The organism is Micromonospora sp. NPDC093244, assembly GCF_040683695.1.
Taxonomy (GTDB): domain Bacteria; phylum Actinomycetota; class Actinomycetes; order Mycobacteriales; family Micromonosporaceae; genus Micromonospora.
The window spans coordinates 479,111-504,752 of sequence record NZ_JBFBEO010000002.1; the positions used below are offsets into that span (position 1 = coordinate 479,111).

Annotated in this window: 22 protein-coding genes; 10 read left to right on the forward strand and 12 right to left on the reverse strand. The window is 72.1% G+C overall.

The window, feature by feature from the left end:
- Nucleotides 1–101 precede the first annotated feature (101 nt).
- Genes AB0N27_RS12240 through AB0N27_RS12255 form a run of 4 tightly spaced genes read left to right on the forward strand, consistent with a single transcriptional unit; the run spans nt 102 to nt 5,976 of the window.
- Nucleotides 102–2,780 carry a LuxR C-terminal-related transcriptional regulator gene (locus AB0N27_RS12240; RefSeq protein ID WP_364367373.1) on the forward strand — a complete coding sequence of 893 codons (2,679 nt, stop codon included), beginning with the start codon at nt 102–104 and terminating at the stop codon, nt 2,778–2,780.
- Nucleotides 2,781–2,796: 16 nt separating this feature from the next.
- On the forward strand, nt 2,797–4,083 hold the full coding sequence (locus tag AB0N27_RS12245; protein WP_364367376.1) for a nicotinate phosphoribosyltransferase: 1,287 nt from the start codon (nt 2,797–2,799) through the stop codon (nt 4,081–4,083).
- A gap of 20 nt (nt 4,084–4,103) precedes the next feature.
- Complete coding sequence (locus tag AB0N27_RS12250; protein WP_364367380.1) at nt 4,104–4,685, forward strand: isochorismatase family protein; 582 nt, start codon at nt 4,104–4,106, stop codon at nt 4,683–4,685.
- A gap of 40 nt (nt 4,686–4,725) precedes the next feature.
- Nucleotides 4,726–5,976, forward strand: a complete 1,251-nt coding sequence (locus AB0N27_RS12255; RefSeq protein ID WP_364367383.1) for an MFS transporter — start codon at nt 4,726–4,728, stop codon at nt 5,974–5,976.
- 245 nt (nt 5,977–6,221) lie between these two features.
- Here AB0N27_RS12255 and ctaD read toward each other — a convergent pair whose 3' ends face one another.
- Complete coding sequence (gene ctaD / locus AB0N27_RS12260) at nt 6,222–7,979, reverse strand: cytochrome c oxidase subunit I (RefSeq protein ID WP_364367386.1); 1,758 nt, start codon at nt 7,977–7,979, stop codon at nt 6,222–6,224.
- A gap of 130 nt (nt 7,980–8,109) precedes the next feature.
- Complete coding sequence (locus AB0N27_RS12265) at nt 8,110–9,216, reverse strand: FAD-dependent monooxygenase (protein WP_364367389.1); 1,107 nt, start codon at nt 9,214–9,216, stop codon at nt 8,110–8,112.
- Between the two features lie 304 nt (nt 9,217–9,520).
- On the opposite strand from AB0N27_RS12265, the gene AB0N27_RS12270 reads away from it, so the two are divergent.
- A complete protein-coding gene (locus AB0N27_RS12270) occupies nt 9,521–10,645 on the forward strand; it encodes a cellulose binding domain-containing protein (protein WP_364367392.1) in 1,125 nt (374 codons plus the stop codon).
- Nucleotides 10,646–10,702: 57 nt separating this feature from the next.
- Here AB0N27_RS12270 and AB0N27_RS12275 read toward each other — a convergent pair whose 3' ends face one another.
- The 3 genes from AB0N27_RS12275 to AB0N27_RS12285 form a co-directional block, all read right to left on the reverse strand.
- Entirely contained in the window at nt 10,703–11,671 is a 969-nt protein-coding gene (locus tag AB0N27_RS12275; protein ID WP_364367395.1) for an N-acetylmuramoyl-L-alanine amidase, read from the reverse strand.
- A complete protein-coding gene (locus tag AB0N27_RS12280) occupies nt 11,671–11,823 on the reverse strand; it encodes a hypothetical protein (protein WP_364367398.1) in 153 nt (50 codons plus the stop codon). Before AB0N27_RS12280 ends, AB0N27_RS12275 begins: the two co-directional genes overlap by 1 nt.
- A 126-nt stretch (nt 11,824–11,949) precedes the next feature.
- The gene (locus tag AB0N27_RS12285; protein ID WP_364367401.1) at nt 11,950–12,738 is read right to left on the reverse strand and encodes an aldo/keto reductase; all 789 of its coding nucleotides are present in this window, start codon (nt 12,736–12,738) and stop codon (nt 11,950–11,952) included.
- Between the two features lie 94 nt (nt 12,739–12,832).
- On the opposite strand from AB0N27_RS12285, the gene AB0N27_RS12290 reads away from it, so the two are divergent.
- Both AB0N27_RS12290 and AB0N27_RS12295 read left to right on the forward strand, forming a co-directional pair.
- Complete coding sequence (locus tag AB0N27_RS12290) at nt 12,833–13,882, forward strand: DNA polymerase ligase N-terminal domain-containing protein (RefSeq protein WP_364367404.1); 1,050 nt, start codon at nt 12,833–12,835, stop codon at nt 13,880–13,882.
- Nucleotides 13,883–13,896: 14 nt separating this feature from the next.
- Entirely contained in the window at nt 13,897–15,087 is a 1,191-nt protein-coding gene (locus AB0N27_RS12295; RefSeq protein WP_364367407.1) for a threonine synthase, read from the forward strand.
- 39 nt (nt 15,088–15,126) lie between these two features.
- On the opposite strand, the gene AB0N27_RS12300 is transcribed toward AB0N27_RS12295, so the two are convergent.
- From AB0N27_RS12300 to AB0N27_RS12315, 4 genes are all read right to left on the reverse strand, one after another.
- Nucleotides 15,127–16,470, reverse strand: coding sequence for a pectate lyase (locus AB0N27_RS12300; RefSeq protein ID WP_364367410.1), 1,344 nt, complete (start codon nt 16,468–16,470; stop codon nt 15,127–15,129).
- A 233-nt stretch (nt 16,471–16,703) separates the two neighbouring features.
- On the reverse strand, nt 16,704–18,503 hold the full coding sequence (locus tag AB0N27_RS12305) for a glycoside hydrolase family 15 protein (protein ID WP_364367413.1): 1,800 nt from the start codon (nt 18,501–18,503) through the stop codon (nt 16,704–16,706).
- Nucleotides 18,504–18,551: 48 nt separating this feature from the next.
- A complete protein-coding gene (locus tag AB0N27_RS12310; protein ID WP_364367416.1) occupies nt 18,552–18,956 on the reverse strand; it encodes a cupin domain-containing protein in 405 nt (134 codons plus the stop codon).
- Nucleotides 18,957–19,192: 236 nt separating this feature from the next.
- Nucleotides 19,193–20,080 (reverse strand): sulfotransferase domain-containing protein, encoded by an 888-nt coding sequence (locus AB0N27_RS12315; RefSeq protein ID WP_364367419.1) that lies wholly within the window; start codon nt 20,078–20,080, stop codon nt 19,193–19,195.
- A 91-nt stretch (nt 20,081–20,171) separates the two neighbouring features.
- Between AB0N27_RS12315 and AB0N27_RS12320 the strand changes: the two genes are divergently transcribed.
- Complete coding sequence (locus AB0N27_RS12320) at nt 20,172–21,257, forward strand: hypothetical protein (protein ID WP_364367422.1); 1,086 nt, start codon at nt 20,172–20,174, stop codon at nt 21,255–21,257.
- Between the two features lie 5 nt (nt 21,258–21,262).
- Here AB0N27_RS12320 and AB0N27_RS12325 read toward each other — a convergent pair whose 3' ends face one another.
- Together AB0N27_RS12325 and AB0N27_RS12330 are read right to left on the reverse strand one after the other, a co-directional pair.
- A complete protein-coding gene (locus AB0N27_RS12325; RefSeq protein WP_364367425.1) occupies nt 21,263–21,544 on the reverse strand; it encodes an adhesin in 282 nt (93 codons plus the stop codon).
- Between the two features lie 195 nt (nt 21,545–21,739).
- On the reverse strand, nt 21,740–22,813 hold the full coding sequence (locus AB0N27_RS12330; protein WP_364367428.1) for an NAD(P)-binding domain-containing protein: 1,074 nt from the start codon (nt 22,811–22,813) through the stop codon (nt 21,740–21,742).
- A 107-nt stretch (nt 22,814–22,920) separates the two neighbouring features.
- On the opposite strand from AB0N27_RS12330, the gene AB0N27_RS12335 reads away from it, so the two are divergent.
- Together AB0N27_RS12335 and dacB are read left to right on the forward strand one after the other, a co-directional pair.
- Nucleotides 22,921–23,637, forward strand: coding sequence for an aquaporin (locus AB0N27_RS12335; protein ID WP_364367431.1), 717 nt, complete (start codon nt 22,921–22,923; stop codon nt 23,635–23,637).
- 66 nt (nt 23,638–23,703) lie between these two features.
- Entirely contained in the window at nt 23,704–25,287 is a 1,584-nt protein-coding gene (gene dacB / locus AB0N27_RS12340) for a D-alanyl-D-alanine carboxypeptidase/D-alanyl-D-alanine-endopeptidase (RefSeq protein WP_364367434.1), read from the forward strand.
- A gap of 13 nt (nt 25,288–25,300) precedes the next feature.
- On the opposite strand, the gene AB0N27_RS12345 is transcribed toward dacB, so the two are convergent.
- Nucleotides 25,301–25,630 carry a hypothetical protein gene (locus tag AB0N27_RS12345; RefSeq protein WP_364367437.1) on the reverse strand — a complete coding sequence of 110 codons (330 nt, stop codon included), beginning with the start codon at nt 25,628–25,630 and terminating at the stop codon, nt 25,301–25,303.
- Nucleotides 25,631–25,642: the final 12 nt, after the last annotated feature.

A 25,642-nucleotide genomic window follows, 5' to 3' on the forward strand; every position in this document is an offset into this window, starting at 1 on the left:
CCGGCGGAACACGTCAGGTACTTACCGGTAATCGCGGGACTACTCAACTTCGGTGCGTGACGGTACGGGCGCGGACAGGTCTCGATGGATATGCTGCGCGGATGAGTCCGTGGAAGTTCGTCGGCCGCACCGATGAACTCAACCGCCTGCTGGCGGCGGTGACCGGTGAGGCCGGGCAGGGGCTCTTCTTCAGCGGCAGCGCCGGCATCGGCAAGAGCCGTCTGCTGCGCGAAGGTGTCGCCACCCTGCCCAGCGACAGGTACGCCATCTGGTCCATCGCGGCGAGCGCCACCACTGCGGCGCTGCCGTTCGGCGGTCTGGTGCAGGTCCTCCCCGCCGAGCAGCCGCAGGGCCTCTCCCCCGCCGGCATTCTCCGCTGGGCGCTCGACGTTCTGCAACAGCAGGCCGCCGGCCGGCGGATCGTGCTGGCCATCGACGACGCGCACCTGCTCGACCCCCCGTCCGCCGCCCTCGTGCACCTGGTCGCACGCACCGAGAACGCCACTGTGGTCGGCACGTTGCGCGACGGTGAGCAGATCCCCCTGCCGATCCGTGCGCTGTGGACCGACGACCTGGTCGAGCACGTCGAGCTGACACCGATGCCACCGGCGGAGACCGCCGGCCTGCTGGCGGAGATGCTGGGCGGCCCGGTCGACGCCGGCTCCGCCGACCGGCTGGGCCGACTCTCGTCCGGCAACCCGCTGCTGCTGCGCGAGCTGGTGCACGCCGCCACCGGCAGCGAGGAGCTCAAGCGCACCTACGGGATCTGGAAGTGGACCGGGCGGCTGGAGCTGGCACCCAACCTGACCGACCTGATCGACACCCGGGTCGGGCAGCTCACCGACGGCGTCCGCACCGTGGGTGAGCTGGTCGCCTTCGGCGAGCCCCTCGGCCTACACCTACTCAACCAGGCCGCCGACCAGGCGGACGTGGAGATGGCCGAGGAGCGCGGCCTGATCACAGTCGTGCAGCACGACCGACGCACAAACGTCCGGCTGGCCCATCCGCTCTACGGCGAGGTGCTGCGCCGCCGCTGCCCGGTCAGCCGCACCCGGCGCCTCCAGGCCCGCCTCGCGGAGCTGCTGGAGCACGTCGGCAAGCGCCGCCGCGACGATCTCCTGCGGGTGGCGGTCTGGCGCCTGGACTCCGGCACCGCACAGGACCCGGCCCTGCTGGTGGACGCCGCGGTGCAGGCGTTCACCCGCTACGACGTACCGCTGGCGACCCGCCTGGCCCGCGCCGCGCTGGACGCCGACGGCGGTACGGACGCCGCCGAGCTGCTGGCCACGATCCTGATGTTCGCCGACCGTCCGAACGAGGCCATCGACGTCCTCGACGCGGTTACTCCCGAGCCCGGCGACGAGCGGCGGCTCTGCCGCTGGCTGACGGTACGGGGAATGGTCAGCTACTGGGGGTTGAGCCAGGAGTCCACGGTGGAGGAGATCGCGCGCCGGGCGGAGCGGATCAGCGACTCCGCCGACCGCGCCCGGGTGCACGCCTTCGAGGCGATCATGCGCCTGCACCGCCTGGACACGACGGCAGCGGTGCGGCTCAGCCAACGCGTCCTGGACCGGCCGGCCGCCGGCGTCGCCGCCCGGGAGTTGGCCCGCTCCACAATCGCGTACGTCCAGGCCGCCCAGGGCGAGCTGACCCGCAGCGGCGCGGCGATCGCCCAGGTGCACTCCGCGGCGGCCAGTTGGCGCACCGACATGCCGTACCTGCAACTGGCGTTGGAGCTGGCCCGGGGCACCCGGCTCATGCTCACCGGCGACCTGGCCGGGATCGACGCGATCGTGGCCGACGAGTTCGCCGACCTCGCGGGCGCCGGCGACTTCCGGCTCGGCACCGGCTACCTGGCCATCCTCCAGGCGTACGCGGCACGTCTTCGCGGGCAGAGCGACGGGGCGATGCGGACGTCGCTGGGCGCCTGCGCGGTGCTGGCCACCAGCCGCGTCTACGCCGGGCTGGCCCAGGCCGAACGGGCCCAGTCGGCGGCGCTGCGCGGCGACGCGACGCAGGCCGCCGCCGCGATGGCCGAGGCGGACCGCACCCACGCACCGGGCATGGCGGTGCTCTACCCGTGGCTGGAGCAGGCCCGAGGCGCGACGCTCGCCGCGTCGGGCGACCTGCCGGGCGCCGTCAAACACCTCGGCGACCTGGTGGACCGGCTGCGCGCGGACAACTTCGCCGGGCACGAGGTGCACGTCCTGCACGACCTGGTACGACTGGACCAGGCCTCGATGCCTGTCGGGCCCACCTGCTCGGACGGCGGCCGGCGTACCGTCGCGCAGCGCCTCGCCGAACTCTCCGAACGGGTCGACGGGGTGCTGCCGCCGCTGCTGGCCCGGCACGCCCGGGCCGCCGCGACCGACTCCACCACCGACCTGCTCGCGGCCGCCGACGACTACGCGGCGCTGGAGCTGACCGTGTTCGCCGCCGAGGCCACCGCCCAAGCCGCGCAGCGGCTGCGCCGGCAGCAGTCGGCCGCGGCCAACGACGCCCGGGAGCGGCTGGCGGGCCTGCTCGGCCGCTGCGACCTCATCCGTACGCCGGCGCTGAACGCCGGTGTGCCGGTGCTCACCGAGCGCGAGTGGCAGGTGGCCCGCCTCGCCGCGCACGGTGCGCCCAGCCGGGCCATCGCCGAACGGCTCTACCTCTCCGCGCGCACCGTGGAGAACCACCTCCAGCGGATCTACACCAAGCTCGGCGTGACCGGGCGGACGGAGCTGTGGGCGGCGCTGCGGTCGATCCCGGGCCACGAGGGCGGCGACGTCGGCTGAACCTTAGGCTGGGGCGGTGAGCACCCTTCGCCCCGCGCTGCTGACCGACCACTACGAGCTGACCATGGTCAGCGCGGCACTGAAGGACGGCACCGCCGACCGCCGCTGCGTCTTCGAGGTCTTCACCCGTCGACTGCCGTCCGGCCGCCGCTACGGCGTGGTCGCCGGCACGGCCCGGCTGATCGAGATGATCCGCGACTTCCGCTTCGACGAGGCGGAGATCGACTTCCTGCGCCGGACCGGGGTGGTCGACGAGGCGGCGGCGGCCTGGCTGGCGGACTACCGCTTCACAGGTGACATCGACGGGTACGCCGAGGGTGAGCTGTTCTTCCCCGGCTCGCCGATCCTGACGGTCTCCGGCGGTTTCGCCGAGTGCGTGGTGCTGGAGACGCTGGCGCTCTCGGTGCTCAACTACGACTGCGCAGTGGCCGCCGCGGCAGCGCGGATGGTGACCGCGGCGCGGGGCCGGACGCTGATCGAGATGGGGTCGCGTCGGGCGCACGAGGAGTCAGCGGTGGCCGCGGCTCGGGCCGCGTACCTGGCCGGGTTCCGGTTCACCTCGAACCTGGCGGCCGGCGCGCGCTACGGCATCCCCACGGCGGGTACGGCCGCGCACGCGTTCACGCTGCTGCACGACGACGAGCGGGCCGCGTTCGCGTCGCAGGTGGCCACGCTCGGCAAGGACACCACGCTTCTCGTCGACACGTACGACATCAGCCAGGGCATCCGCAACGCCATCGCGGTGGCCGGGCCGGAGCTGCGTGCGGTCCGGATCGACTCGGGTGACCTGGCGGTCATCGCGCAGCAGTCGCGGGAGTTGCTGGACTCGCTGGGCGCCACCGAAACCAAGATCATCGTTTCGGGTGACCTCGACGAGTACTCGATCGCCGCGCTGGCCGCCGAACCTGTCGACATGTACGGCGCGGGGACGGCAGTCGTCACCGGCTCCGGGGCACCGACCGCCGGATTGGTCTACAAGCTCGTCGAGGTCGAGGGCCGGCCGGTGGTGAAGCGTTCCGAGCACAAGGCGACAATCGGCGGCCGGAAGGTGGCAGTGCGCCGGCACAAGCCGACCGGCACCGCCACCGAGGAGATCATCGTCCCGCAGGGCGTGCCGGACCGGCAGCCCAACGACCGGATGCTCCAGCGCTCGTACGTGGTCGACGGCGAACCGGTGGCGCTGCCCACCCTCGACCAGTCCCGCGAGCACCTGCGCGAATGTCTGATCTCCATCCCGTGGGAGGGGCTGAAGCTCTCCGCCGGAGACCCGGCCGTGCCGGTCACCGTCGTACCCGCCAGCTGACCTGACCGAGAGGGAGACCCATGGCAAACGCGCTGATCATCGTGGACGTGCAGAACGACTTCTGCGAGGGCGGTTCGCTGGCCGTCGCGGGCGGGGCGGGCGTGGCCGCCGGCATCTCCCGCCTGCTCGCCGCCGAGCCGGACCGGTGGTCGCACGTGGTCGCCACCAAGGACTACCACGTCGACCCGGGTGCGCACTTCGGCGATCCGCCGGACTTCGTGGACTCCTGGCCCCGGCACTGCGTGGTGGGCACCACCGGCTCGGAGTTCCACCCCGAGCTCGACACGGGCCGGGTCGAGGCGATCTTCCACAAGGGCGAGCACGCCGCCGCGTACTCCGGGTTCGAGGGGCACGCCGACGACGGCGAGTGCCTGGCCGACTGGCTGCGCCGGCACGACGTGGACCGGGTCGACCTGGTCGGGATCGCCACCGATCACTGCGTCCGGGCGACCGCGCTGGACGCCGCCCGCGAGGGTTTCGCGACCACCGTGCTGCTGGAGCTGACTGCGGCCGTCGCCCCGGACACCACAGACGTGGCCCTGCGCGCGATGGACGGCGCCGGGGTGACCCTGCACGGAGAGCCTGTGATCACTGCCGCATGAGGCGGTAAATGGTTGGCCTTCGGACCGCCGCCGGTCGAGGATGTCGCCGGAGGTACGGACCGACGTGAACATGAAGCCTTACCGGACAGCGCTCGCCCTGCCCGGCCTGCGGCCGTTGCTGCTGGTAGCCGTCCTCGCCCGCATCCCGCTCACCGCGACAGGTGTGACGCTCACCTTCCATGTGGTGCTCGACCTCGACCGTGGTTACGGGGCCGCCGGCCTGGTGGGCGCGGCGGTCACCGTGGGCGCGGCGATCGGCGGGCCGCTGCTCGGCCGGCTGGTGGACCGGCGTGGCCTGCGTCCGGTGCTGGTGCTCACCGCCATCGCCGAGGCGATCTTCTGGTCCACCGCGCCCACGCTGCCGTACCCCGTGCTGCTGCCGACCGCGTTCGTGGCCGGCTCGCTGGCCCTGCCCATCTTCTCGGTGGTCCGCCAGTCGATCGCCGCGCTGGTCCCGGAGGACCAACGCCGCCCGGCGTACGCGCTGGACTCGATGTCGGTGGAGCTGTCCTTCATGATCGGCCCGGCGTTGGCGGTGGCGCTGGTCACCGCGATCTCCGCCCAGACCACCATGTACCTCGTCGGCGGCGGCATCGTCGCGGCCGGCATCGCCCTGTGGGTGGTCAACCCGCCGATCCGTGGCGCCACCGAGCCCAGCGGCCCGCCGCGCCGGGTGCCGCGCCGGGAGTGGCTGACCCCCCGGCTGCTCGCCGTGTTGGCGCTCAGCACCGCCGCGACCCTGGTGCTCGGCGGCACCGACGTGGCCGTGGTCGCCGTCCTGCGGGCCAGCGGAGAGGTCGGCTGGACCGGCGCGGTGCTTGCCATCTGGGCGGTCGCGTCGCTGGCCGGCGGCTTCGCCTACGGGGCCGTGCACCGCTCGTTCTCGCCACTGGTCCTGACCGCGGCGCTGGCCGTGTGCACCATCCCGGTCGGGCTGGGCGGCGCGCACTGGTGGCTGCTCTGCCTGGCGCTGATCCCGGCCGGCGCGCTCTGCGCGCCCACCATCGCGGCCTCGTCCGACGCGGTAAGCCGGCTCGTCCCGGCCGAGGTACGCGGCGAGGCAATGGGCCTGCACGGCTCCGCCGTCACCGTCGGCATCGCGGTCGGCGCGCCGCTCGCCGGCGCCGTGATCGACGCCAGCGCGCCGCTGTGGGGCTTCGTGGTGACAGGTGCGCTCGGCGCGCTGGTCACCCTCGTGGTGCTCCCGATCGAGCTGCGCCGCCGCCGCAACGACGCGGGGCCGACCCTGCCGGCGCCCACCGAGACGGACCTCGCCACCGCTACCCGCTGAGGTTGGGCCACACACGGGCCGCCGGGGCTGAGGTTGGGCCACACGCCGGCCGCCGGGGCTGAGGTTGGGCCACACGCCGGCCGCCGGGGCTGAGGTTGGGCCACACACGGGCCGCCGGGCCACGCCGAGCAAAGCAGGAAAGGCCGAGCAGAGCGGGGCAGGGCGAGCAGGGCCGGCCGGACATGGCGACGGGCGCCGCTCCCGGTGTCCCGGGGGCGGCGCCCGTCGTACGGCGTAGTCGAGCGTCAGTGCCTGTCGACGTCGCTGGCGGTGTCCTCGTTGTAGCTGGCCCCACCGTCCGACTCGCTGGTGAGCGGCTTGGCGCCACCCTCCGGCGGGCCGGCCACGCTCTGGCCGGCGGCCAGCTCGGGGAACTTCGCGTCGAACGCCGGCCGCTCGGAGCGGATGCGGGGCATCCGGTCGAAGTTGCGCAGCGGCGGCGGGCTGCTGGTCGCCCACTCCAGCGAGTTGCCGTGACCCCAGGGGTCGTTGACCTCGACCACCGGGCCGGTCTTGTACGACTTCCAGCAGTTCCAGATGAACGGCAGCGTCGAGATACCCGTGATGAACGCGCCGATCGTGGAGATCGTGTTCAACGTGGTGAAGCCGTCGCTGGGCAGGTAGTCGGCGTACCGACGGGGCATGCCCTCGTTGCCGAGCCAGTGCTGCACCAGGAACGTGGTGTGGAAACCGATCATGGTGAGCCAGAAGTGAATCTTGCCCAGGCGCTCGTCGAGCATCCGGCCGAACATCTTCGGGAACCAGAAGTAGATGCCGGAGAACACCGCGAACACGATGGTGCCGAAGAGCACGTAGTGGAAGTGCGCCACCACGAAGTACGAGTCGGACACGTGGAAGTCGATAGGCGGGCTGGCCAGCAGCACACCGGTGAGACCACCGAAGAGGAAGGTGACCAGGAAGCCGACCGCCCAGAGCATAGGCGTCTCGAAGCTGATCTGGCCCCGCCACATGGTGCCGATCCAGTTGAAGAACTTCATACCGGTCGGCACGGCGATCAGGTAGCTCAGGAAGCTGAAGAACGGCAGCAGCACCTGACCGGTGGCGAACATGTGGTGCGCCCAGACGCTCATGGAGAGCGCGGCGATCGCCACTGTCGCGGCGACCAGGCCCTTGTAGCCGAAGATCGGCTTGCGGGAGAAGACCGGGATGACCTCGCTGATGATGCCGAAGAACGGCAGCGCGACGATGTACACCTCGGGGTGGCCGAAGAACCAGAACAGGTGCTGCCAGAGCATCGGCCCGCCGGTGGCGGGGTCGTACACGTGCGCGCCGAGGATGCGGTCCGCGGCGAGCGCGAACAGCGCGGCGGCCAGCAGCGGGAAGACCAGGATCACCAGAAGGCTGGTGACCAGGATGTTCCACGTGAAGATCGGCATCCGGAACATCGTCATGCCGGGCGCGCGCAGCGTCAGCACGGTGGTGATCATGTTCACCGCGCCGAGGATGGTGCCCAGGCCGGAGATGGCCAGACCCATGATCCACATGTTGGCGCCGACGCCTGGCGAGTGCTCGACGCTGCTCAGCGGCGCGTACGCGAACCAACCGAAGTCGGCGGCGCCACCCGGGGTGATGAACCCGGCGGTCGCCATCGTGCCGCCGAACAGGTACAGCCAGTAGGCGAAGCTGTTCAGTCGGGGGAAGGAGACGTCGGGCGCGCCGATCTGGATCGGCACGATGTAGTTCGCGAAGGCGAACACGATAGGCGTCGCGAAGAACAGCAACATGATCGTGCCGTGCATCGTGAAGAGCTGGTTGTACTGCTCCGGCGACAGGAACTGAAGCCCCGGTCGAGCCAGCTCAGCACGCATGACCAGGGCCATCAGGCCACCGATCATGAAGAACACGAACGCGGTGACCATGTACATGATCCCGATTTGCTTCGCGTCCGTGGTTCGCAGCAGCCGCGCGATGGCCGACCCCTTGACCGGCTCCCGGACCGGCCAGGGCCGGGTCACGACCGGCTTGGGTGCGACGGTGGTCACGAGTGGCCTCCGGTTCTCGGTTGTCCCGCTCGGCACACGCTGGTTATCGGCGGGCCGTCATCCGCAAGGAGGATAGTCCCCGGCAGGTCGCAGCGCCGCGTGGGGTGGCGTGACACGATCTGCCACGGGTCTACAGCGGGCCGAGCAGGAGCCGGTAGTGCTCCCCGAAGATGCGGCCGCCGCGTCCGCGCAACAACGGGTCGCGCAGCGCCGGCGGCACGTCCCGGGTCCGGTTGCGGTCGCGGGTCCGGTCGCGCACCCATCGGGTACGCGGACGGCGACGACTCTCGTACGCCACGAGCGCCGCGTCCACGCTGCCGGCGGCGCGCAGCGACTCGGCCAGCACCACGGCGTCCTCCAGGGCCATGGCCGCCCCCTGGGACAGGGTCGGCGCGGTGGCGTGCGCGGCGTCGCCGACGAGCAGCACCCGACCCCGGTACCAGCGTCCCAGTTCCACCTCGTCGGTGATCCCGACGTGCACGGAGTCGAGCGCGGCAAGCACCTCGGGCACCGGCCCCCGGTAGTCGGCGAAGAGGTCCCGCAGCCGCGCGAGGGGGTCGGTGGGCGCCTCGGTGCCGGCCTCGTCGGCGTACAGGTGCAGTCGCCCGGCGCCGATCGGCACCATGAGGAACCCGGAGCGCTGGCCGAGCAGGGCGGTCCACTCGGTGACCGGTGGGCCGTCGCGCAGGACGGCCCGGTAGACCACCTGCCCGACCGGGCGGGGTGGTCCGCCGAGAGCGGCCAGCGCGCGGACCGAGGAGCGGGGGCCGTCGGCGCCGATGACCAGGTCGTACTCGCCTGTGGTGCCGTCGGTGAAGGTGACGCCTACCGCGCCCGGGAGCAGGTCCAGGGTGCGGACCTCCGCGCCGTGGCGGACGGCGCCGCCGGCGCCGCTGAGCAGCACGCGGTGCAGGTCGGCCCGGGGCAGCGCCCGGCACTCCCCGACGCCTGCCCACAGGGCGTCGAGGTCGACCTCGCACAGCGGGGCGCCGGCGGCGTCGAAGAAGCGCTGCCGGCGGATCACCTGCCCGAGCGGGCGGACCGGGTCGTGCAGGTCCAGCCGGCGCAGTGCGCGGGCGGCGTTGCCCGGCAGGTAGAGGCCCGTCTCGGTGGACTCCCCCGGTGGCAGCTTCTCGGTGACGTCGGGTCGGAAGCCCGCCATGCGCAGCGCCCGGGCGACGGCCAGACCGGCGATGCCCGCGCCGACGACGAGAATGCGCAGGGGGGTGCCACCCATTGTGGTGTACGCCTCCGGAGGGGGAACGGCACGCGTTGGAGGCAACACGCTACTCGGAGCTATTGCCGCACACCAGGGCCGATCGGGCTGCCCGACGACGCTCGTCGGCGGCGCGCGTCGCTTAGCTGGCGGTCCGTAGACACCCGTCCGGCGGGGGCGTGGCAATCCTCACATTTCACCAGTTTGACGCGTCCGGTTGCGCGGTAGTTTCAGACATGTGAATGTGTCGTTGAGCGTGGGAGCGCTCCCGCATCCGCCCGTCCCCATCCCGGCGCCCGGGCACGCGCCGCAGTCAAGGAGCGTCATGAAACGTCCACTTCGGGCCCTGGTCGCCACCGGTCTGCTGCTCGCAGGCTCGCTTGTCGCCGTGGCTCTCGGCGGCAACGCCTCCGCCGACACCCAGATCTGCGAGCAGTACGGCTCGACCACCATCCAGGGCCGGTACGTGGTGCAGAACAACCGCTGGGGCACCACCGCCCAGCAGTGCATCAACGTCACCAGCAGCGGCTTCGAGATCACCACCCTGAACGGCAGCAGCCCCACCAACGGGGCGCCCACGGCGTACCCCTCGGTGTTCTTCGGTTGTCACTACACCAACTGCTCGCCCGGCACGAACCTGCCAATCCAGGTGTCGCAGATCAGCAGCGCCACCAGCAGCATCTCCTACCGGTACGTCAGCGGCGCCACCTACAACGCGTCGTACGACATCTGGCTGGACCCGTCGCCCAAGCGGGACGGGGTGAACCAGATGGAGATCATGATCTGGCTCAACCGGCAGGGCCCGATCCAGCCCATCGGCTCGGTCGTCGGCACCGCCAACCTGGCCGGCCGGACCTGGGAGGTGTGGCGGGGCAGCAACGGCTCCAACAACGTCATCTCCTACGTCGCGCCGTCGGCGATCTCCAGCCTGAACTTCAGCGTGCTGGACTTCATCAACGACGTGCGCAACCGGGGCGCGATCACCAACTCCTGGTACCTGACCAGCATCCAGGCCGGCTTCGAGCCCTGGCAGGGTGGCGTCGGCCTCGCGGTGACCTCGTTCTCGGCGAACGTCAACGGCGGCGGCAACCCCACCACCCCACCGCCGACCACCCCGCCGCCGAGCGGTGGCGCGAGCTGCGCGGTGAAGTACACGGCGAACTCGTGGAACAACGGCTTCACCGCCGACGTGCAGGTGACGAACACCGGCTCCAGCGCGATCAACGGCTGGACGCTCACCTACAGCCTGCCCGGCGGGCAGCAGGTCACCAGCGCCTGGAACGCCACGGTGAGCCAGAGCGGCTCCACGGTGACCGCCCGCAACGTCAGCCACAACGGGTCGATCGCACCCGGAGGATCGGCCAGCTTCGGCTACCAGGGCACCCTGAGCGGGTCGTACTCGTCCCCCACGAGCTTCTCGCTCAACGGGGCCACCTGCTCCCGTACCTGAGCCACCGGCAGCGGGGGCGTGACCACCTGGCCACGCCCCCGCTGTCGTACGGTCAGCTCAGACCCGGGTGAGGCGTACGGCGTCGGCGACGATCAGACCGGCGGCGCTGCTCCACCGGCTCACCGCCACCCGGTTGGCGTCCCCGGCGGGCAGCGTGAACGTGCCGAGGGACCGCCACTGCCCGCCGGTGGCCCGCTGGTCGACGACGATCGTCCGGTTGCCGGTGGTCGTGGCGACGATGTACGGGGTGGCACCGTTGTATCCGGAGGTTGCCGGCCACCAGGCGTCGACCCGGTAGTTGGCGGTGGCCGGGACGTTGAACTTGTACCAGGCGGCGTCACTGGCCGCGACCGGCTCCGCGTACCTGTAGTCGGCGCCGTACCGCTGCGCCGAGTACGTCGACACACCCCAGTTGGCGCTGGCGGTGAACCGGCCGGAGGTGGTGTTGTCCACGATGGAGGACCACGCCGGAGGGTTCCCGCCGGCCATCTTCGCCGCGACGTCGGCGCGCATGACGTTCAGGTCGATGAACGACGGGTCGATCTTGCCGGAGGTGCTCGTCTCCCGGTGCCCCCGGGCGTAGCTGCTGTCGCGGCCCAGCCGGGTGAGCACGGCGGCGGTGGCGGCGATCGAGGCGTTGTACTGCGCGGCGGTCATTTCCTGGTTGACGCCGTTGTAGTCGATCTCCCACCCGATCATCAGGGTGTTGCCGTCCCCGGCCGGGATCGGCCCACTGCCGCCGCTGGCCCCCGCGTGGTTGCACCGGCCGGCCGAGATGACGTGGAAGACGCCGTTGTAGTCGACGAGCGCCTGGCAGAGCGGACCGGCCAGATCCGACCGGCCGTTTATGCAGATGTTGAGCGCCGGGTGCGGGTTGCTGGCGCTGGAGGTCGCGGCGGTGTGGTGCCAGAGCACCCCGATGGGGTCGAAGGACCCGGGCCGCATCCGGTTGAGCCAGTCACCCTCGACGACGACCTGGACCCCGGCGCCGCGCAGCACGTCCACCAGCCAGGGAATCGTCGCCATCAGGCGTCCTGGAGCAGGTCGGCGAGGCACTCGGCCTTCGGCGCGGCGCTCGCCGCCCCGGGTCGGGCGACGACTGTCAGCGCGGCGACCACCAGGGCGGGGATGCCGAGCACCCCTCGGCGGCGCAGACGGATGGACGGTGTTCGGGCCATGGCGATCCTCCAGCGAGGGCGGGTTCGAACGCATCGACGAACGTGATGACGGGCACGGTATACCGTCATGGGCGTCGATGTCGATACCCTTCATCGCCGAGTCACGGGCTGAAGGAAACCGCCGGATCAGACCTCGCCGAGCGCGTCGATGTCGCGCATCTCCTCCGCCGTCAACGAGAAGTGGAAGACGTCGAAGTTCGCGGTGATCCGCTCCGGGGTCACCGACTTCGGGATCACCACGATCTCGTGGTCGATGTGCCACCGCAGCACGACCTGCGCCGGGGAGACGTTGTGCGCGGCGGCGATCCGGGTCAGCACCGGGTCACTCAGGTCGCTCGTCTTGAACGGGCTGTACCCCTCCAGCACCACACCCCGGTCCCGGTGCTCGGCGTGCCGCTGCCTGTCGTACAGCGACGGGCTCCACCGGATCTGGTTGACCGCCGGGTTCTCCTCGGTCGACTGGATCAGCTCGTCGATCTCGCCGGTGCTGTAGTTGCTGACCCCGACGGCCCGGGTCAGGTTGTCGTCCCGGGCGGCCAGCAACTCCCGCCACATCGGGATGTTGTCCGCAGGCGACGACGGCGGCCAGTGGATCAACCAGAGGTCCACCTGGTCGACGCCGAGCGCCTCCAGGCTGGCCTCCAACGTCTCGCGCTCCCGGCCGCCCCGGTCCGGCGGGAGCTTCGTGGTGATGAAGACGTCCTCGCGACGCAGACCGCTCTCCTGGACCGCTCGGCCGACCTCCCGCTCGTTGCCGTACATGGTGGCGGTGTCGAGGTGCCGGTAGCCGGTGTCGAGCGCGGCCAGCACGGCGTCGTAACCCGCCTGGCCGGTGGCCTGCCAGGTGCCGAAGCCGAGCAGGGGCATCCGCACGTCACCCGGGAGCAGGACGGCGGGCTGGTCGGTGTGGTCCATGAGGTCCGTTCTACCCCGCCACGCCCCCGGCCGCCGAGTGAACCGGACACTCCGGCATCCAGCGCGACGGTCCGGTTTGCCGGAGAATGCGGATGTGACCGACCGGCTCCAGGAGTACCGGCGACGGCGGGACGCGGCCCGTACACCCGAGCCCGTGCCGTCCGGGAGCCCCACGGCGGCCGACGGTGACGGCGACAGCGCCCGCTTCGTCATCCAGCAGCACCACGCGCGCAGCCTGCACTGGGACCTGCGCCTGGAGCACGACGGGGTGCTCGCGTCCTGGGCGGTGCCGCGCGGTCTGCCCCGCGATCCGGGTCGCAACCATCTCGCCGTCCACACCGAGGACCACCCGATGGAGTACCTGGACTTCGCCGGTGAGATCCCCGCCGGCGAGTACGGCGGCGGCCGGATGCTGATCCACGACCGGGGCACCTACCGGTGCGAGAAGTGGCGCGACGACGAGGTCATCGTGACGCTCACGGGTGACCGCACGGCCGGCCGGTACGTCCTGTTCGCCACCGGCGGTCGGGATTGGATGGTCCGGCGCACCGATCCCGCGCCGCCGGGCTGGACCCCGATGCCCGAGCTGGTCCGGCCGATGCACGCCACTCCCGCCGCCAGGCTCCCCCGCGACCGCGACGAGTGGGGGTACGAGCTGCGCTGGGACGGGGTGCGGGCGATGGCGTACGTCTCCGGCGGGCGGTTGCGGCTGCTCTCGGAGACCGACGAGGAGATCACCGGCGGGTACCCGTGGCTGCGCGCGATGGCCGAGGCGCTCGCTCCCACCGAGGCGGTGCTCGACGGCGTGCTGGTCCGCATCGACGGCGCGGGTCGGGTCCGCCCGGTCCGCCCGGCCACCGGCAGCCGGGTCCCGGCCGGTGCCCAGTACCTGCTCGTCGACCTGCTCTGGCTGGAGGGGGTGGGCAGCGTCGACGTGCCGTACGCGCAACGCCGGGAACTGCTCCATGGGCTGGCCTTGGCCGGACCGCACTGGCAGACTCCGCCGTGGTTCCCCGGCGCGGGCGACGAGGCCCTGCGTGCCGGGCGGGAACAGGGCCTGCCCGGTGTGGTCGCCAAGCGGCTGGACTCGGTCTACGAGCCGGGGCGGCGCAGTCGACGCTGGCTGAGCGTCGACGCGGTCTGACGGCGAGGAGCGACGTGTACCTGACCCACCTGGACTGCCCGCGCTGCGGCAGGGAGTACGCCGCCGACCGGTTACAGAACCTCTGCGAGTGCGGGTCTCCGCTACTGGCCCGTTACGACCTGCCGGCGGTGGCGAAGGCGGTCACCCCGGAACGCTTTCCGCTGCGTCCGGCCGACCTGTGGCGCTACCGGGAGCTGCTGCCGGTCGACGACCTGCGGTACGTCACGACGCTCGGCGAGGGTTGGACGCCGCTGCTGCGCGCGCCGGCGTACGGCGCCGAGATCGGCATCGCGGACCTGATGGTCAAGGACGAGGGGCTGATCCCGACGGGTTCGTTCAAGGCGCGCGGCGCGGCGGTCGGTGTGAGCCGGGCCCGCGAGCTGGGCGTCGAGCGGATCGCGATGCCCACCAACGGCAACGCCGGGTCGGCCTGGGCGACGTACGCGGCGCGGGCCGGGATGGGCGCGACGATCGTCATGCCGTTGGAGGCGCCGAGCATCTGCCGGCGCGAGTGCGTGGCCGCAGGCGCCGATCTGCGCCTGATCGACGGGCTGATCGGCGACGCCGGCCGGCGGGTGGCCGAGTTGGTAGCGGAGTCGAACGGGGCGATCTTCGACGCCGGCACGCTGCGTGAGCCCTATCGGCTGGAGGGCAAGAAGACGATGGGGTACGAGATCGTCGAGCAGCTCGGCTGGCAGGTCCCCGATGTGATCATCTACCCGACGGGTGGCGGTGTCGGTCTGATCGGCATCCACAAGGCGCTTCACGAGCTGCGGGAGCTGGGCTGGATCGGCGACAAGCTGCCCCGGCTGGTGGCGGTGCAGTCGACCGGCTGCGCGCCGATCGTGCGGGCGTTCGCCGCCGGCGAGGATCGGGCCGAGCCGTGGGCCGACGCGCACACAGTGGCGTTCGGCATCACCGTGCCGGCGCCGCTCGGCGACGAGCTGATCCTGGCGGCGCTGCGGGAGTCCTCCGGCACCGCTGTCGCCGTCGACGACGCGGAGATCCTGGCGGACCTGCGGGACTTCGCCGGGCGCGAAGGGCTGCTGCTCTGCCCGGAGGGGGCGGCCTGCCTGACCGCGGCGCGGCACCTGCGCGCCGGAGGTTGGATCCGGGCCGGCGAACGGGTGGTGGTGCTCAACACGGGCGCGGGCCTGAAGTATCCGGACACGGTCGACGTGTCGGACGTACCGGTGCTGACCTGAGCAGGCGGGCGCCCGGCAGCGCCCGCCTGCTCGGGCGGTCTACTGGTAGGTGATGTCGGAGGGTGAGTAGAGGCAGTTGACGCCGTCGGCGCCCTCGCCGATCTCGGTGGGCTCACTGCCCTTGGGGACTCCCTTGTACTTCACGCAGATCGAGGTCTCCCGGTCCGGGTCGTCGACGATCGTGATGCGGCTGAACCGGGCCGTGTCACCCCAGTTGGTGTTGATGCCGGCGATCGCGTCCGTGTCCCGGACGACCACGTTGTCGATCACCACGTGCCGCTGGTACGACGTGGAGCAGTTGCCGCAGGCCCGGTAGAGCTTCCCGGCGTTCTCCACCCGGAAGTTCCTGATGTAGACGGTGCCCGAGCCGTTGTGCTGGAAGACCTTGTCGCTCGCCGAGCGGGCGCCACCGCCGTCGACGGTGTACGTGGTGCCGCCCCGGAAGGTGGCCGCGTCCTCGCCGACGTCCTCCCACCAGACGTTGACCAGGGTGCAGTTGCCCTCGCAGTGCACGCCGTCGCCGGCCGGGGCGCCGATGATCACGTTGCGCAGTGTGGCGCCGGCGGCCAGCTCGAACATCGGGTCCTGGCTCTCGCTCTGCCCGCCGTCACCGATGCCGTAGTAGCGCCTGAGTCCACCGTCGAACGTGCCGGAGACGGCGATCGTGTCGTCCACCTTCTGGCTGCTGGTGGGCGTGGGCCAGCCGGCCGGCGGAGGTGTGGTCGGGCCCGGCGCGGTGGGTGGCGGCGTGGTCGGGTTGCCTCCGCCTGAGGAGTCGACGACCACGTCGTCGAAGCCGCCGCTCGCGTACGCGGTGACCAGGCCGATCCGGCCGGCGCCGGCCAGGCTGTTGCTGCCGGAGGCGATCTGGGTGCCGTTGACGAAGCCGCGGATGGTGTTGCCGCTGGTCTCGATGCGCAGCGTGTACCAGGTGCCGGTGCTGACGCCTGTCGACGCGGAGCCGATCGCGGTGATGCTGCTGCCGTTGACGGCCTGGAGTTCGGCCCGGCCGGAGCCGAGCAGGGCCAGCCGGTACATCTTCGTGCTGCTGGTGGATCGGGCGGCGAGCCCGACCAGTGCGCTTGACGAGCCGAAGCTCGCCGGCCGGACACGGGCCTGCACCGAGTAGTCGGTCCAGCTGGTCTGGCCGGCGAACTGCCTGGCCAGTTCGCTGCCGGCGTTGGACTGGTTGAGCACCCCCGAGCCGACCGTCCAGGTGCCGCCGGACTTGGACCAGCCCGAGGTGTCGCCGTCGCTGAAGTCGTCGCTGAACACGGTGGCCGCGAAGGCCGAGGTCATGCCGGCCGCCAGGGCCGCCACTGTCACGCCGGCGCCCACCGCCAGCAGCAGTGGTCGTCGGCCGGGGAGTCGTCTCTCCTGCACAGGTGTCCTCCTTGACGCGTGTGGTGGCGATCCCCTGGGCACGTGTGCCGGCACGGCGTGCTGTCGTGACCTGGGATCGGTGTGCCCCCGTCGGATGGCCGGGCCCGAAGCGGGGTGAAGCGGGATCAAAGCCGTGGGAAAGGGCTTTCCCGCTCCTTCGAGGCTAGGACTGTCCAACTACCAGCGTCAATGCCTGGGGTTTGCAGGTCTGTTGCAGGATTCCAGCCGGCCGCTCAGTAGCTGCCCGGCTCGGTCAACCGCCAGGCCGCGTTGATCAACCCGATGTGCGACAGCGCCTGCGGGGTGTTGCCGAGCTGCGCGCCCGTGGTCAGGTCGATCTGCTCACTGAACAGGCCCACGTCGTTGGAGTACCCCGCCACGCGCTCGAACAGCTCCTCGGCCCGCCGTAGCTCACCCGCCATCGCGAGACACTCCACAAGCCAGAACGAACACAGCAGGAACCCGGCCGGATCCGTCGTCCACCGCCGCAGCAGTCCGTCGTCGGTGCCCAGCTCCCGCTCCACCATGGCGATCGTCGAGCGCATCCGTGGATCGGTCGCCGGCAGGAAGTGCGCCACCGGAAGGGCGAGCACCGAGGCGTCCAGCTCCGCCGACCCGAACGCGCCGGCGAACGCGCCGATCCGGTCGTTCCACCCCTCGCGCAGCACCGCCTCGCGGATCTCGTCCCGCACGACTGCCCAGCGGCGCTTGTCGGCCCGCTCGCCCAGCCGGTCGGCGAGCCCCACCGCCCGGTCCATCGTCAGCCAGCAGGACACCTTCGACGAGACGTAGTGCCGCTCCTCGTCCCGGGTCTCCCAGATCCCCCGGTCCGGCAGGTGCCACGTAGCGGCCACCTGCTCGGTCAACCCGAGCACCATCTCCCGCAACTCGTCGTCGAACGTCTCACCGAGGTAGTCCCGCAGCCGCCACACCGCACCGATCACCTCACCCGGCACGTCGAGCTGCCGCTGCCGCCAGGCGTCGTTGCCGACCCGGACCGGTCGACTGTCGCGGTATCCACGCAGGTGGTAGCAGTGATGCTCGGACAGGTCCCGCTCGCCCTCCACACCGAAGAGCACAGGTACCGGCTCCTCGCCGAACCGGCCGATCGACCGGGTGACCCAGGCGAACAACCGCGACGCCTCGTCGGGACACGCCGCCACCCAGAGGGCGCGCATGGTCAGCGAGAAGTCCCGCAGCCACGAGTAGCGGTAGTCGTAGTTGCGGTCGCCGCCGACCTGCTCCGGCAACGAGGACGTCAACGCCGCCACCACCGCGCCGCTGCGGGCGTACGTGAGGCCGGCCAGGACCGTCGCGCTGTGCCGGACCAGCTTGGCGTACCGGCCGGAGTAGCCGTGCGTCTCCCGGTACCCCTCCCACGCCCGCGCCGTCGCGGCGAGGGTGGCGAGCGGGTCCAGGCGGGCGGGCGGATCGCCGTACGCCTGGCCGAACGCCACGTCGATGCCGACCACCTGACGGGCGGAGACCTCGAACTCGTGGGTCACCCGGTCCCGGCCGGCCCGCAGCCGCAGCCCGCCGGCCCGCAGCATGAGGTTCACCGAGCCGCCGTTGGCCAGGACCCCACCGTCTGCCTGCTCGTGCAGGTACGGCGTGAGCAGGCCGTTCTCCGGGCGGGGCGCGAAGTCCAAGCCCATCCGGACCCGCCCGGACAACCCCTCGACCACCCGGATCAGCACGGCAGGCGAGTTCATGCCCAACTGGTGGCCGCGGGCGCCGATCTCGGCGGCGAGCGCGTCGGTCACCGCCACGCTGCCGTGCGGCGTGTGGTGCACCGTGCGCAGCACGAGAGTGTCCGGCCGGTACGCGCGCTCGACCCGGTACCCCGGGCCACCCACACCGACCGGCGCCACCTGGAAGTGCCCGGAGCGCGGGTCGAGCAGCCGTCCGAACACGGAGGGGCCGTCGAACCGCGACGGGCACCACCAGTCGATCGAGCCGTTCCTGCCGACCAGCGCGCCGGAGCGGGAGTCCGAGAGGAAACCGTAGTCGGCGATCGGCGGCTGCTGCTCCACCCGTCGCGGGTACCCGGATCGGCCCCGATCAGGCCGCCGCCCGGAGCGTCACTCGGTCGGCGGTTCGTCCTCACCGGCGGCCTCGGCCGCGTCGGCCTCCTCCTTGGTGTGGTGGACGGCCTGGTCGGCGTGCTCCGGCGGCCCGTAGACGGTGTACAGCACCAGCGGGTTGGGGCCCGTGTTGACGAAGTTGTGCTTCGTGCCGGCCGGTACGACGACCAGGTCGCCGGAGACGACCTCCCGCTTCTCGCCCGCCACCCGGGCCTCGCCGGTGCCGCTGACGAAGGTCAGGATCTGGTCGATGCCCTCGTGCACCTCCTCGCCGATCTCCCCGCCCGGCGGAATGGTCATGATGACCAGCTGGGTGTGCTCACCTGTCCACAGCACCCGCCGGAAGTCGGGACTCTTCTCGGCCACGGTTGCGATCGTGAAATGCTCCATGCCCGCGGTCATACCCCGATCGGTGGCCCGCCACGCCGGGACTCGCAGATGGTGGAATTCCCCACGGTCTGGGGGTTTGGAACCGGGCCGACCGGGGATCGACAAAGCTGACCGGCGCGAGCGGCCGGTCGAGCCAGGTCCCCGCCGGCGTACCGCCGAACGGCTGCGGTGGTGGGAGACGGCCAGAGCGCGGCGACGTTCCGACACCTGTCGAAGCGGCGCCGCGCGCTCGTGTGCGGCGCGACGGCTCAGCGGTGCAACCAGGCGAGCAGGTCGGGTGGAGCCAGGGCGGCCGTGCGCCGGTGGTAGCGGGCCAGCCCGGACGCGTCGAGCAGATGCCGCCCCTGCCCCGAGCGGCCCTGCCGGAAGAACGCCCGGCGATCGCGCAGCACACCGAGCGTGTCCGGCGCGAGGCGGTCGGCGCGCTCGCGCATCCGGCCGAACGTGGCCGCCTCCACCAGCTCGGGCCACCGTTCGACGGGCACCTCAAGACCCCACCGACCCGCGAGCCGCCGCATCTCGCCCTCCAGGTCGGCCAGCAGGTCGTCGTAGTGCACCAGTTCGACGTTCGGCTCGTGCCGCCGGGCCCAGGCGTCGTTCAGATGCAGGAGCACGCCGGGGAGCGAATCCAGCTCGGCGCGCGGGTCCGTCTCCCTGTCGATCCAGCTCGCCAGCCACCGCTCGACAGGCAGGCGCTCCCTCGCCGGCCCGGCGGGCGCCGCCTGACCGGTCAGCTCGGCCAGTCGCGCCCGGTCCAGGTTGCCCGCCTGGTGGTAGAGGGAGACCGCCATGTCCAGCGGGTGCCGTGCCACCACCACGTAGTGCACCCGCGGGTCCAGCGGTACGCCGTCCAGCGGGGTGTGCGTCTTGATGAAGCGTCTGTGCTGTTGCGCCGCCAACCGGCGGTACACCACGTCCCGTGGCTCGGCCAGCCAGTCCAGCCACGGCGACAGGTGGTTCAGCGGCGCCGGCAACTCCGGGGTGCCCAGCACCAGCAGGGCGCAGATCATCTGCATCCACGTCGTACCGCTCTTGGACCGGGTGCTGATCACGATGTCGCCGGCCCGGTACGGGAAGCCCATCCACCGGCCGCTGTCCTCGTCGTCGGATCGGTAGCGATGGGGTGGTGTGGGCATCGCGCGAGCGTAGTCGCCGACCCGACAGCCCAGCAGCCGGTTTTCGCCTCGACGACCTGGGACATATGCACATGCCTGGCTAGGCTGAAGTATGAGGCCCGCACACGGGGGCCGCGCGGCGGAACCGGTCTACCGCCCCATCCTCGCCTGTCGACGCGGCGAACTGGAGGCGCTGAACCACCTCGAACCCGCGGCGGTCCCGCTGCTCGCCCCGATCCTGGAGGTCGGCTCGGCGGACCGATCCACGATCGACGTGCTGCGCCGGTTGCCCGCCGGACTCCTGACTGCCGTCGACACCACCGCCCTGCCCGAGGACCCCGGCAGCGACGTGCTGCGGTGGGACGTACCCCTGGTGCCGGTGGTGGGGCTCGCGGAGAGCGACAGGCGGCTGGCCGCGCACGGCGCGGCGGCGCGGGCGTACGGCCGGCGGGCGCTGGTCCGGCTCCGGGCCGGACGGGACCGGGCCGGGCCGGACGCGAGCACCACCGCCGTGGAGCGGATCTGGCGGTGCACCGCGCTGGCGCCGGAAGAGTGCGACCTGCTTGTGGACGCGGCGGACGTGTGCTGCCGGGCGGACGTGCGCCTCGCCGAGCCCCGGGTACGACGGCTGCTGGGGTGGGCACGCCGGCACGCCTGGCGGTCGGTGACCGTGGCGGCGGGCGCGATGCCGCCGACGCTGGCCCGGCTGCCCACCGACGAGCCGGTCCGACTCGACCGCTGGGACTGGCAACTCTGGCAGCGGCTGGGCGACGCCGGGGTGGGTTACGGCGACTACGGCGTCGGGGCGGCCGTGCCGGGCACCGACGGAGGCTCCGACGACCGGCTGCCCACGGTGCGGTACACCGCCGACGGCGACTGGTGGGTCTACCGCTGGTCGCGGCGGGGCGGGCGGGGTGACGAGCGGTTCGCCGACCTGTGCCGCACGTTGGTGTCGGCCCCGCACTGGCCGGCCACCGGGGCGGCCTTCTCCTGGGGCGACCACGAGTTGCTGCGCCGGGCTCGACGGGGAGCCGGCGCGGGGTCGGCCGCCAACTGGGCGGCGTGGAGCACGTCCCACCACCTGGCGCACGTGCTGACCGCCAGGCGACGCCCGGCCGGTGACACCGGATGGCAGACCCGGCCGGGACCACCGCAGCGGGGTCGTCCGCGTGGCGGCACGGCCCGCCGGGCGGGCTGAGCGGGCTACTGCCGCTCGGTGAAGCCGAACTGGATGATGCCCTCGTCGTCGACTGTGGCGTCCACGGAGGCGTCGCCGAGCAGTTCGGCGGCGTCCTCGTCGAGGAAGATCCGGGCACCCTGGTTGTCGACCACCCGGTCGCCCTGCTCCGGCTCGGGCACCAGTTCCACGGTGAGAGAGCCGGCCTCGGCGTCGGCGGCGATCCGCACGCCACCGTCCTGGGCGACGTCCTGCTGGTTGGCGAGGTCCCTGATGACGAGCACGGCGTTGTCGGTCATGGTGAGCATTTGCGGAACTCCTCGTGGATTCTCGGCTCGCGGTCGGTTACCGCGCAGACCGGTACGGCGGCCCGCGTACGAGCACACGTGGGAGGCGACATGCAGGGGCGAACGTCGTCGCCGTCGCATCGCGTCGGGGCAGCTGAGAGGCCCCGTCCTGGCCAACGGTGCCCGCTGCCGGGCGATCCGTCAAATAGAGCGGGGTCAGTCGAGTGCGGCGACGGGGGCGAGCAATGCGCGGATCTCGCCGACCGCCGCGCGGCCGGCCCGGTTGGCGCCGATGGTGCTGGCCGAGGGGCCGTACCCGACAAGGTGGATGCGCTGGTCGGCGACCACGCGGGTGCCGTCCATGGTGATGCCGCCGCCCGGCGCGCGCAGTCCCAGCGGCGCGAGGTGGTCCAGGGCCGCGCGGAAACCGGTGCACCAGAGGATCACGTCCGCCGGAACGGACCGGCCGTCGGACCAGGCGACCCCGTCGGGTGTGATCCGGTCGAACATGGGTAGCCGGTGCAGGACGCCACGCTCGCGCAGCTGGCGCAGCTCCGGGGTGACCGGCAGCCCGGTCACGCCCACGACACTGCCGGGTGGGCGACCGGCGCGGACCGCCTCGTCCACCCGGGCCACAGCGGCCCGGCCGAGGTCGGGGCCGAACTCCTCCTCCCGGAACAGCGGCGGCCGGCGGGTCACCCAGGTGGTGGCCGCCGCGACCGTGGAGACCTCGCCGAGCAGCTGCACGGCGGACGTGCCGCCACCGACCACCACCACCCGCAACCCGGCGAACTCGTCAGGCCCCCGGTAGTCGGCCGTGTGCAACTGTCGACCGCGAAAGGACGACCGACCCGGGTAGTGCGGCCAGAACGGCCTCGTCCACGTGCCTGTCGCGTTGATCAGCGCCCGCGTCGTCCACAGGCCGTGGTCGGTGTGCACGTCGAGCCGCCCGTCCGGGCGGGAGCGCACCGCGCGGACCCGAACCGGCCGTCGTACCGGCAGGTCGAAGGCTCTCTCGTACGCGGCGAAGTAGGCGCTCACCTGTTCGGCTGCCGGACGCCGCGGGTCGGGGGTGGGGAACGCCATGCCGGGAAGGTCGTAGAAGCCGTGCACCCGGTCGAAGACGAGCGTCGGCCAGCGGTGCTGCCAGGCCCCACCCGGGCCGTTCTCGCCGTCGAGCACGACGAAGCCGCTGCCCGGGGCGAAGCCGGTGCGGCGCAGGTGGTAGGCGGCGCTCAGGCCGGCCTGACCGGCTCCGATCACCACGACGTCGGCGGAGTGGGTGTCCACACGAGGTGCAACCCCTGATGCTCACGGGCTCTGCCCGCGCCGGCCGTCGCGTCGATCACAGACGGCGTTTCGCATCCGATCACCCGAATTGCACCTAGGCTGGGTGGATGGAAGATGCCCGTCGAGCCGCCGGCGAATTCCTCGGCACCCTGCTGCTGGTGTTCTTCGGCGTCGGGGCCGCCGTCGCGGCACGCGTGCAGGGCGGCGTGGTGGTGGTCGCGCTCGCCTTCGGCTTCGTCATGCTCGCTCTGGTCTACACGATCGGCCCGCTCTCCGGCAGTCACGTCAACCCCGCGGTGACGCTCGGCGTACTGCTCTCCGGGAAGATCACGGTCGTCGGCGCGGTGGCGTACTGGATCGCCCAGTTCGCCGGCGCGACGGTGGCCAGCTTCGTGCTCTGGGCGCTGACCCGCTGGGGCGACATGGCGGACCAGACCGGTGCGCTGGGCGCCAACGGGTACGGCGCGCACATCAACCGGGGCGGCGCGGCCGTGCTGGAACTTTTGTTGACCTTCCTCTTCGTCCTGGTCGTGCTCGTGGTGACGAGCCGCAGCGAGAATCCGGGCACCGCCGGGGTGGCCATCGGGCTGGCCCTGGCCGCGACCCAACTGGTAGGCGTGACGCTCACCGGCGCCGCCGTCAACCCGGCCCGCGCCTTCGGGCCCGCCGTCTTCGAGGGTGGCGTAGCCCTGCGTCAACTGTGGCTGTTTATCGTCTTCCCGCTGCTCGGCGGGGCGCTCGCCGCACTTGTGGCACCCCTGGTGATGGGAGCGCAGCGGCACTACTGGGGCGGACACGACAGGTCCGTCGGGCGGCCGACGTAGCGCGAACGGCATTAACCTTCGCCCGAGCCTCTTCTCCGGCGAATATCTTCATGGCAGCATCAGCCCATGCATCGTCGTCTCTTTCCCCGGGCGCTCGCGCTGCTCGCCCTGGTCGCCGCCGCGGCCACCGCCGGCGCACCCGGAGCCACAGCCGAGTCGCCCACCCCCGCGACGACCCAGCTACGCGCCACCATCGACCGGATCCTCGGCGACACCCGGCTGGACGGCGCGCAGGCCTCCGTCGTCGTGGTCGACACCAGCACCGGGCAGACCCTCTACGACCGCAACGGGGACCGACGACTGATCCCGGCCTCCAACACCAAGCTGCTGACCTCGACCGCCGCCCTGGCGCTGCTCAGCCCCGGACACCGCTTCACCACCGACGTCCGCACCACAGGCAAACGTCGCGCCGGCCTGCTGTCCGGCAATCTCTACCTGCGCGGCGGCGGCGACCCGACCATGCTCGCGGCCGACTACGACGCGCTCGCCGCGCAGGTGGCCGCTGACGGCGTCCGGGTCGTGACCGGCAACCTGATCGCCGACGACACCCGCTACGACCGCACCCGGCTGGGCCCCGACTGGACGTGGGACGACGAGCCCTACTACTACGCCGCGCAGGTCTCCGCGCTCACCGTCGCGCCGGACACCGACTACGACGCGGGCACCGTGATCGTGCACGCCGCACCGGCCACCAGGGCCGGTGCCCCGGCGGTGGTCAGCACGACCCCGCCCACCGGGTACGTCCGGATCGACAACCGGGCCCAGACGGTCGCCGAGGGCGAGACGTCGATCTCGATCGAGCGCGAGCACGGCGGCAACACGGTAGTGGTGACCGGCCAGATCGCGGTCGGCGACGCGCCGGCGAGCGACTGGGTGACCGTCTGGGAACCCACCGGCTACGCGGCCGACGTGTTCCGCGCAGCGCTGCACCGGCACGGCGTCCGGGTGCTCGGCCGGACCGTGCTCGGCCAGCCCACCCCGGAGGCGGCCAACCCGGTGGCCCGACACGACTCGATGAGCCTGGGCGAGCTGATGACGCCGTTCCTCAAGCTCTCCAACAACGGCCACGCCGAGGTGTTGACCAAGGAGATCGGCCGGGTGCTGTCCGGCGCGGGCACCTGGCCCGCCGGGCTCACCGCGATCAGCGAGTACGTGGCGGACACCGGCATGGACACCGGGACTCTGCGGCAACGCGACGGCTCCGGCCTGTCCCGGCGCAACCTCGTCCCGGCGACCGAGTTCGTCGACCTGCTGGCCGCCGTCCGCGCCGAACCGTGGTTCGGCACCTGGTACGAGGCGCTACCGATCGCCGGGCAGCCCGACCGGTTCGTGGGTGGCACCCTGCGCAGCCGGATGGCCGGCACCCCGGCGGCGGGCAACGTGCACGCCAAGACCGGCAGCCTGACCGGCGTCTCCGGTCTGTCCGGGTACGTGACAAGCGCCGACGGCCATCTGCTGGCGTTCTCGATCCTGCTCAACAACTACCTGACCGCGTCCGTCAAGGGGCTTGAGGACCAGATCGCGGTGGCGCTGGCCGGCTATCGGGAGGGTGCCACGACGACGGCCCGGATGGCGCCGCCGGCGGTACCGGAGACGCCCCGTACGCCGGAGGGGCTGGAGTGCTCCTGGGTGAAGCCGATCACCTGCTGACCGGGGGCGCGGCTCAGGCCGGACGGTCCGGTCGGGGGACGACAGCCGTGGGGTCGCCGCGTTCGATGAGCGCGGCGATCTCGGCGGCGTGCAGCCCGCGCAATGCCAGCACGCGGGTGCCCCAGCGGTGCAGTCGACACGGGTGCGGGCTGGCGTCGTTGCGGCAAACCACACCGCCGGACCAGCGCCGGGGCGCGTGCACCACCACCGCCCGCACCGCGAACTGGGCGTCCTCCACAGTGACGTACGGCGGCAGGGGGATGTCGCGGAGCACCTCCCCGGACGCTTCACTGGCGCCGGACGGGCCGACGGGACGGACGCGGTGGGCGGTACTGCTGCTCATCTGCGCTGCCTC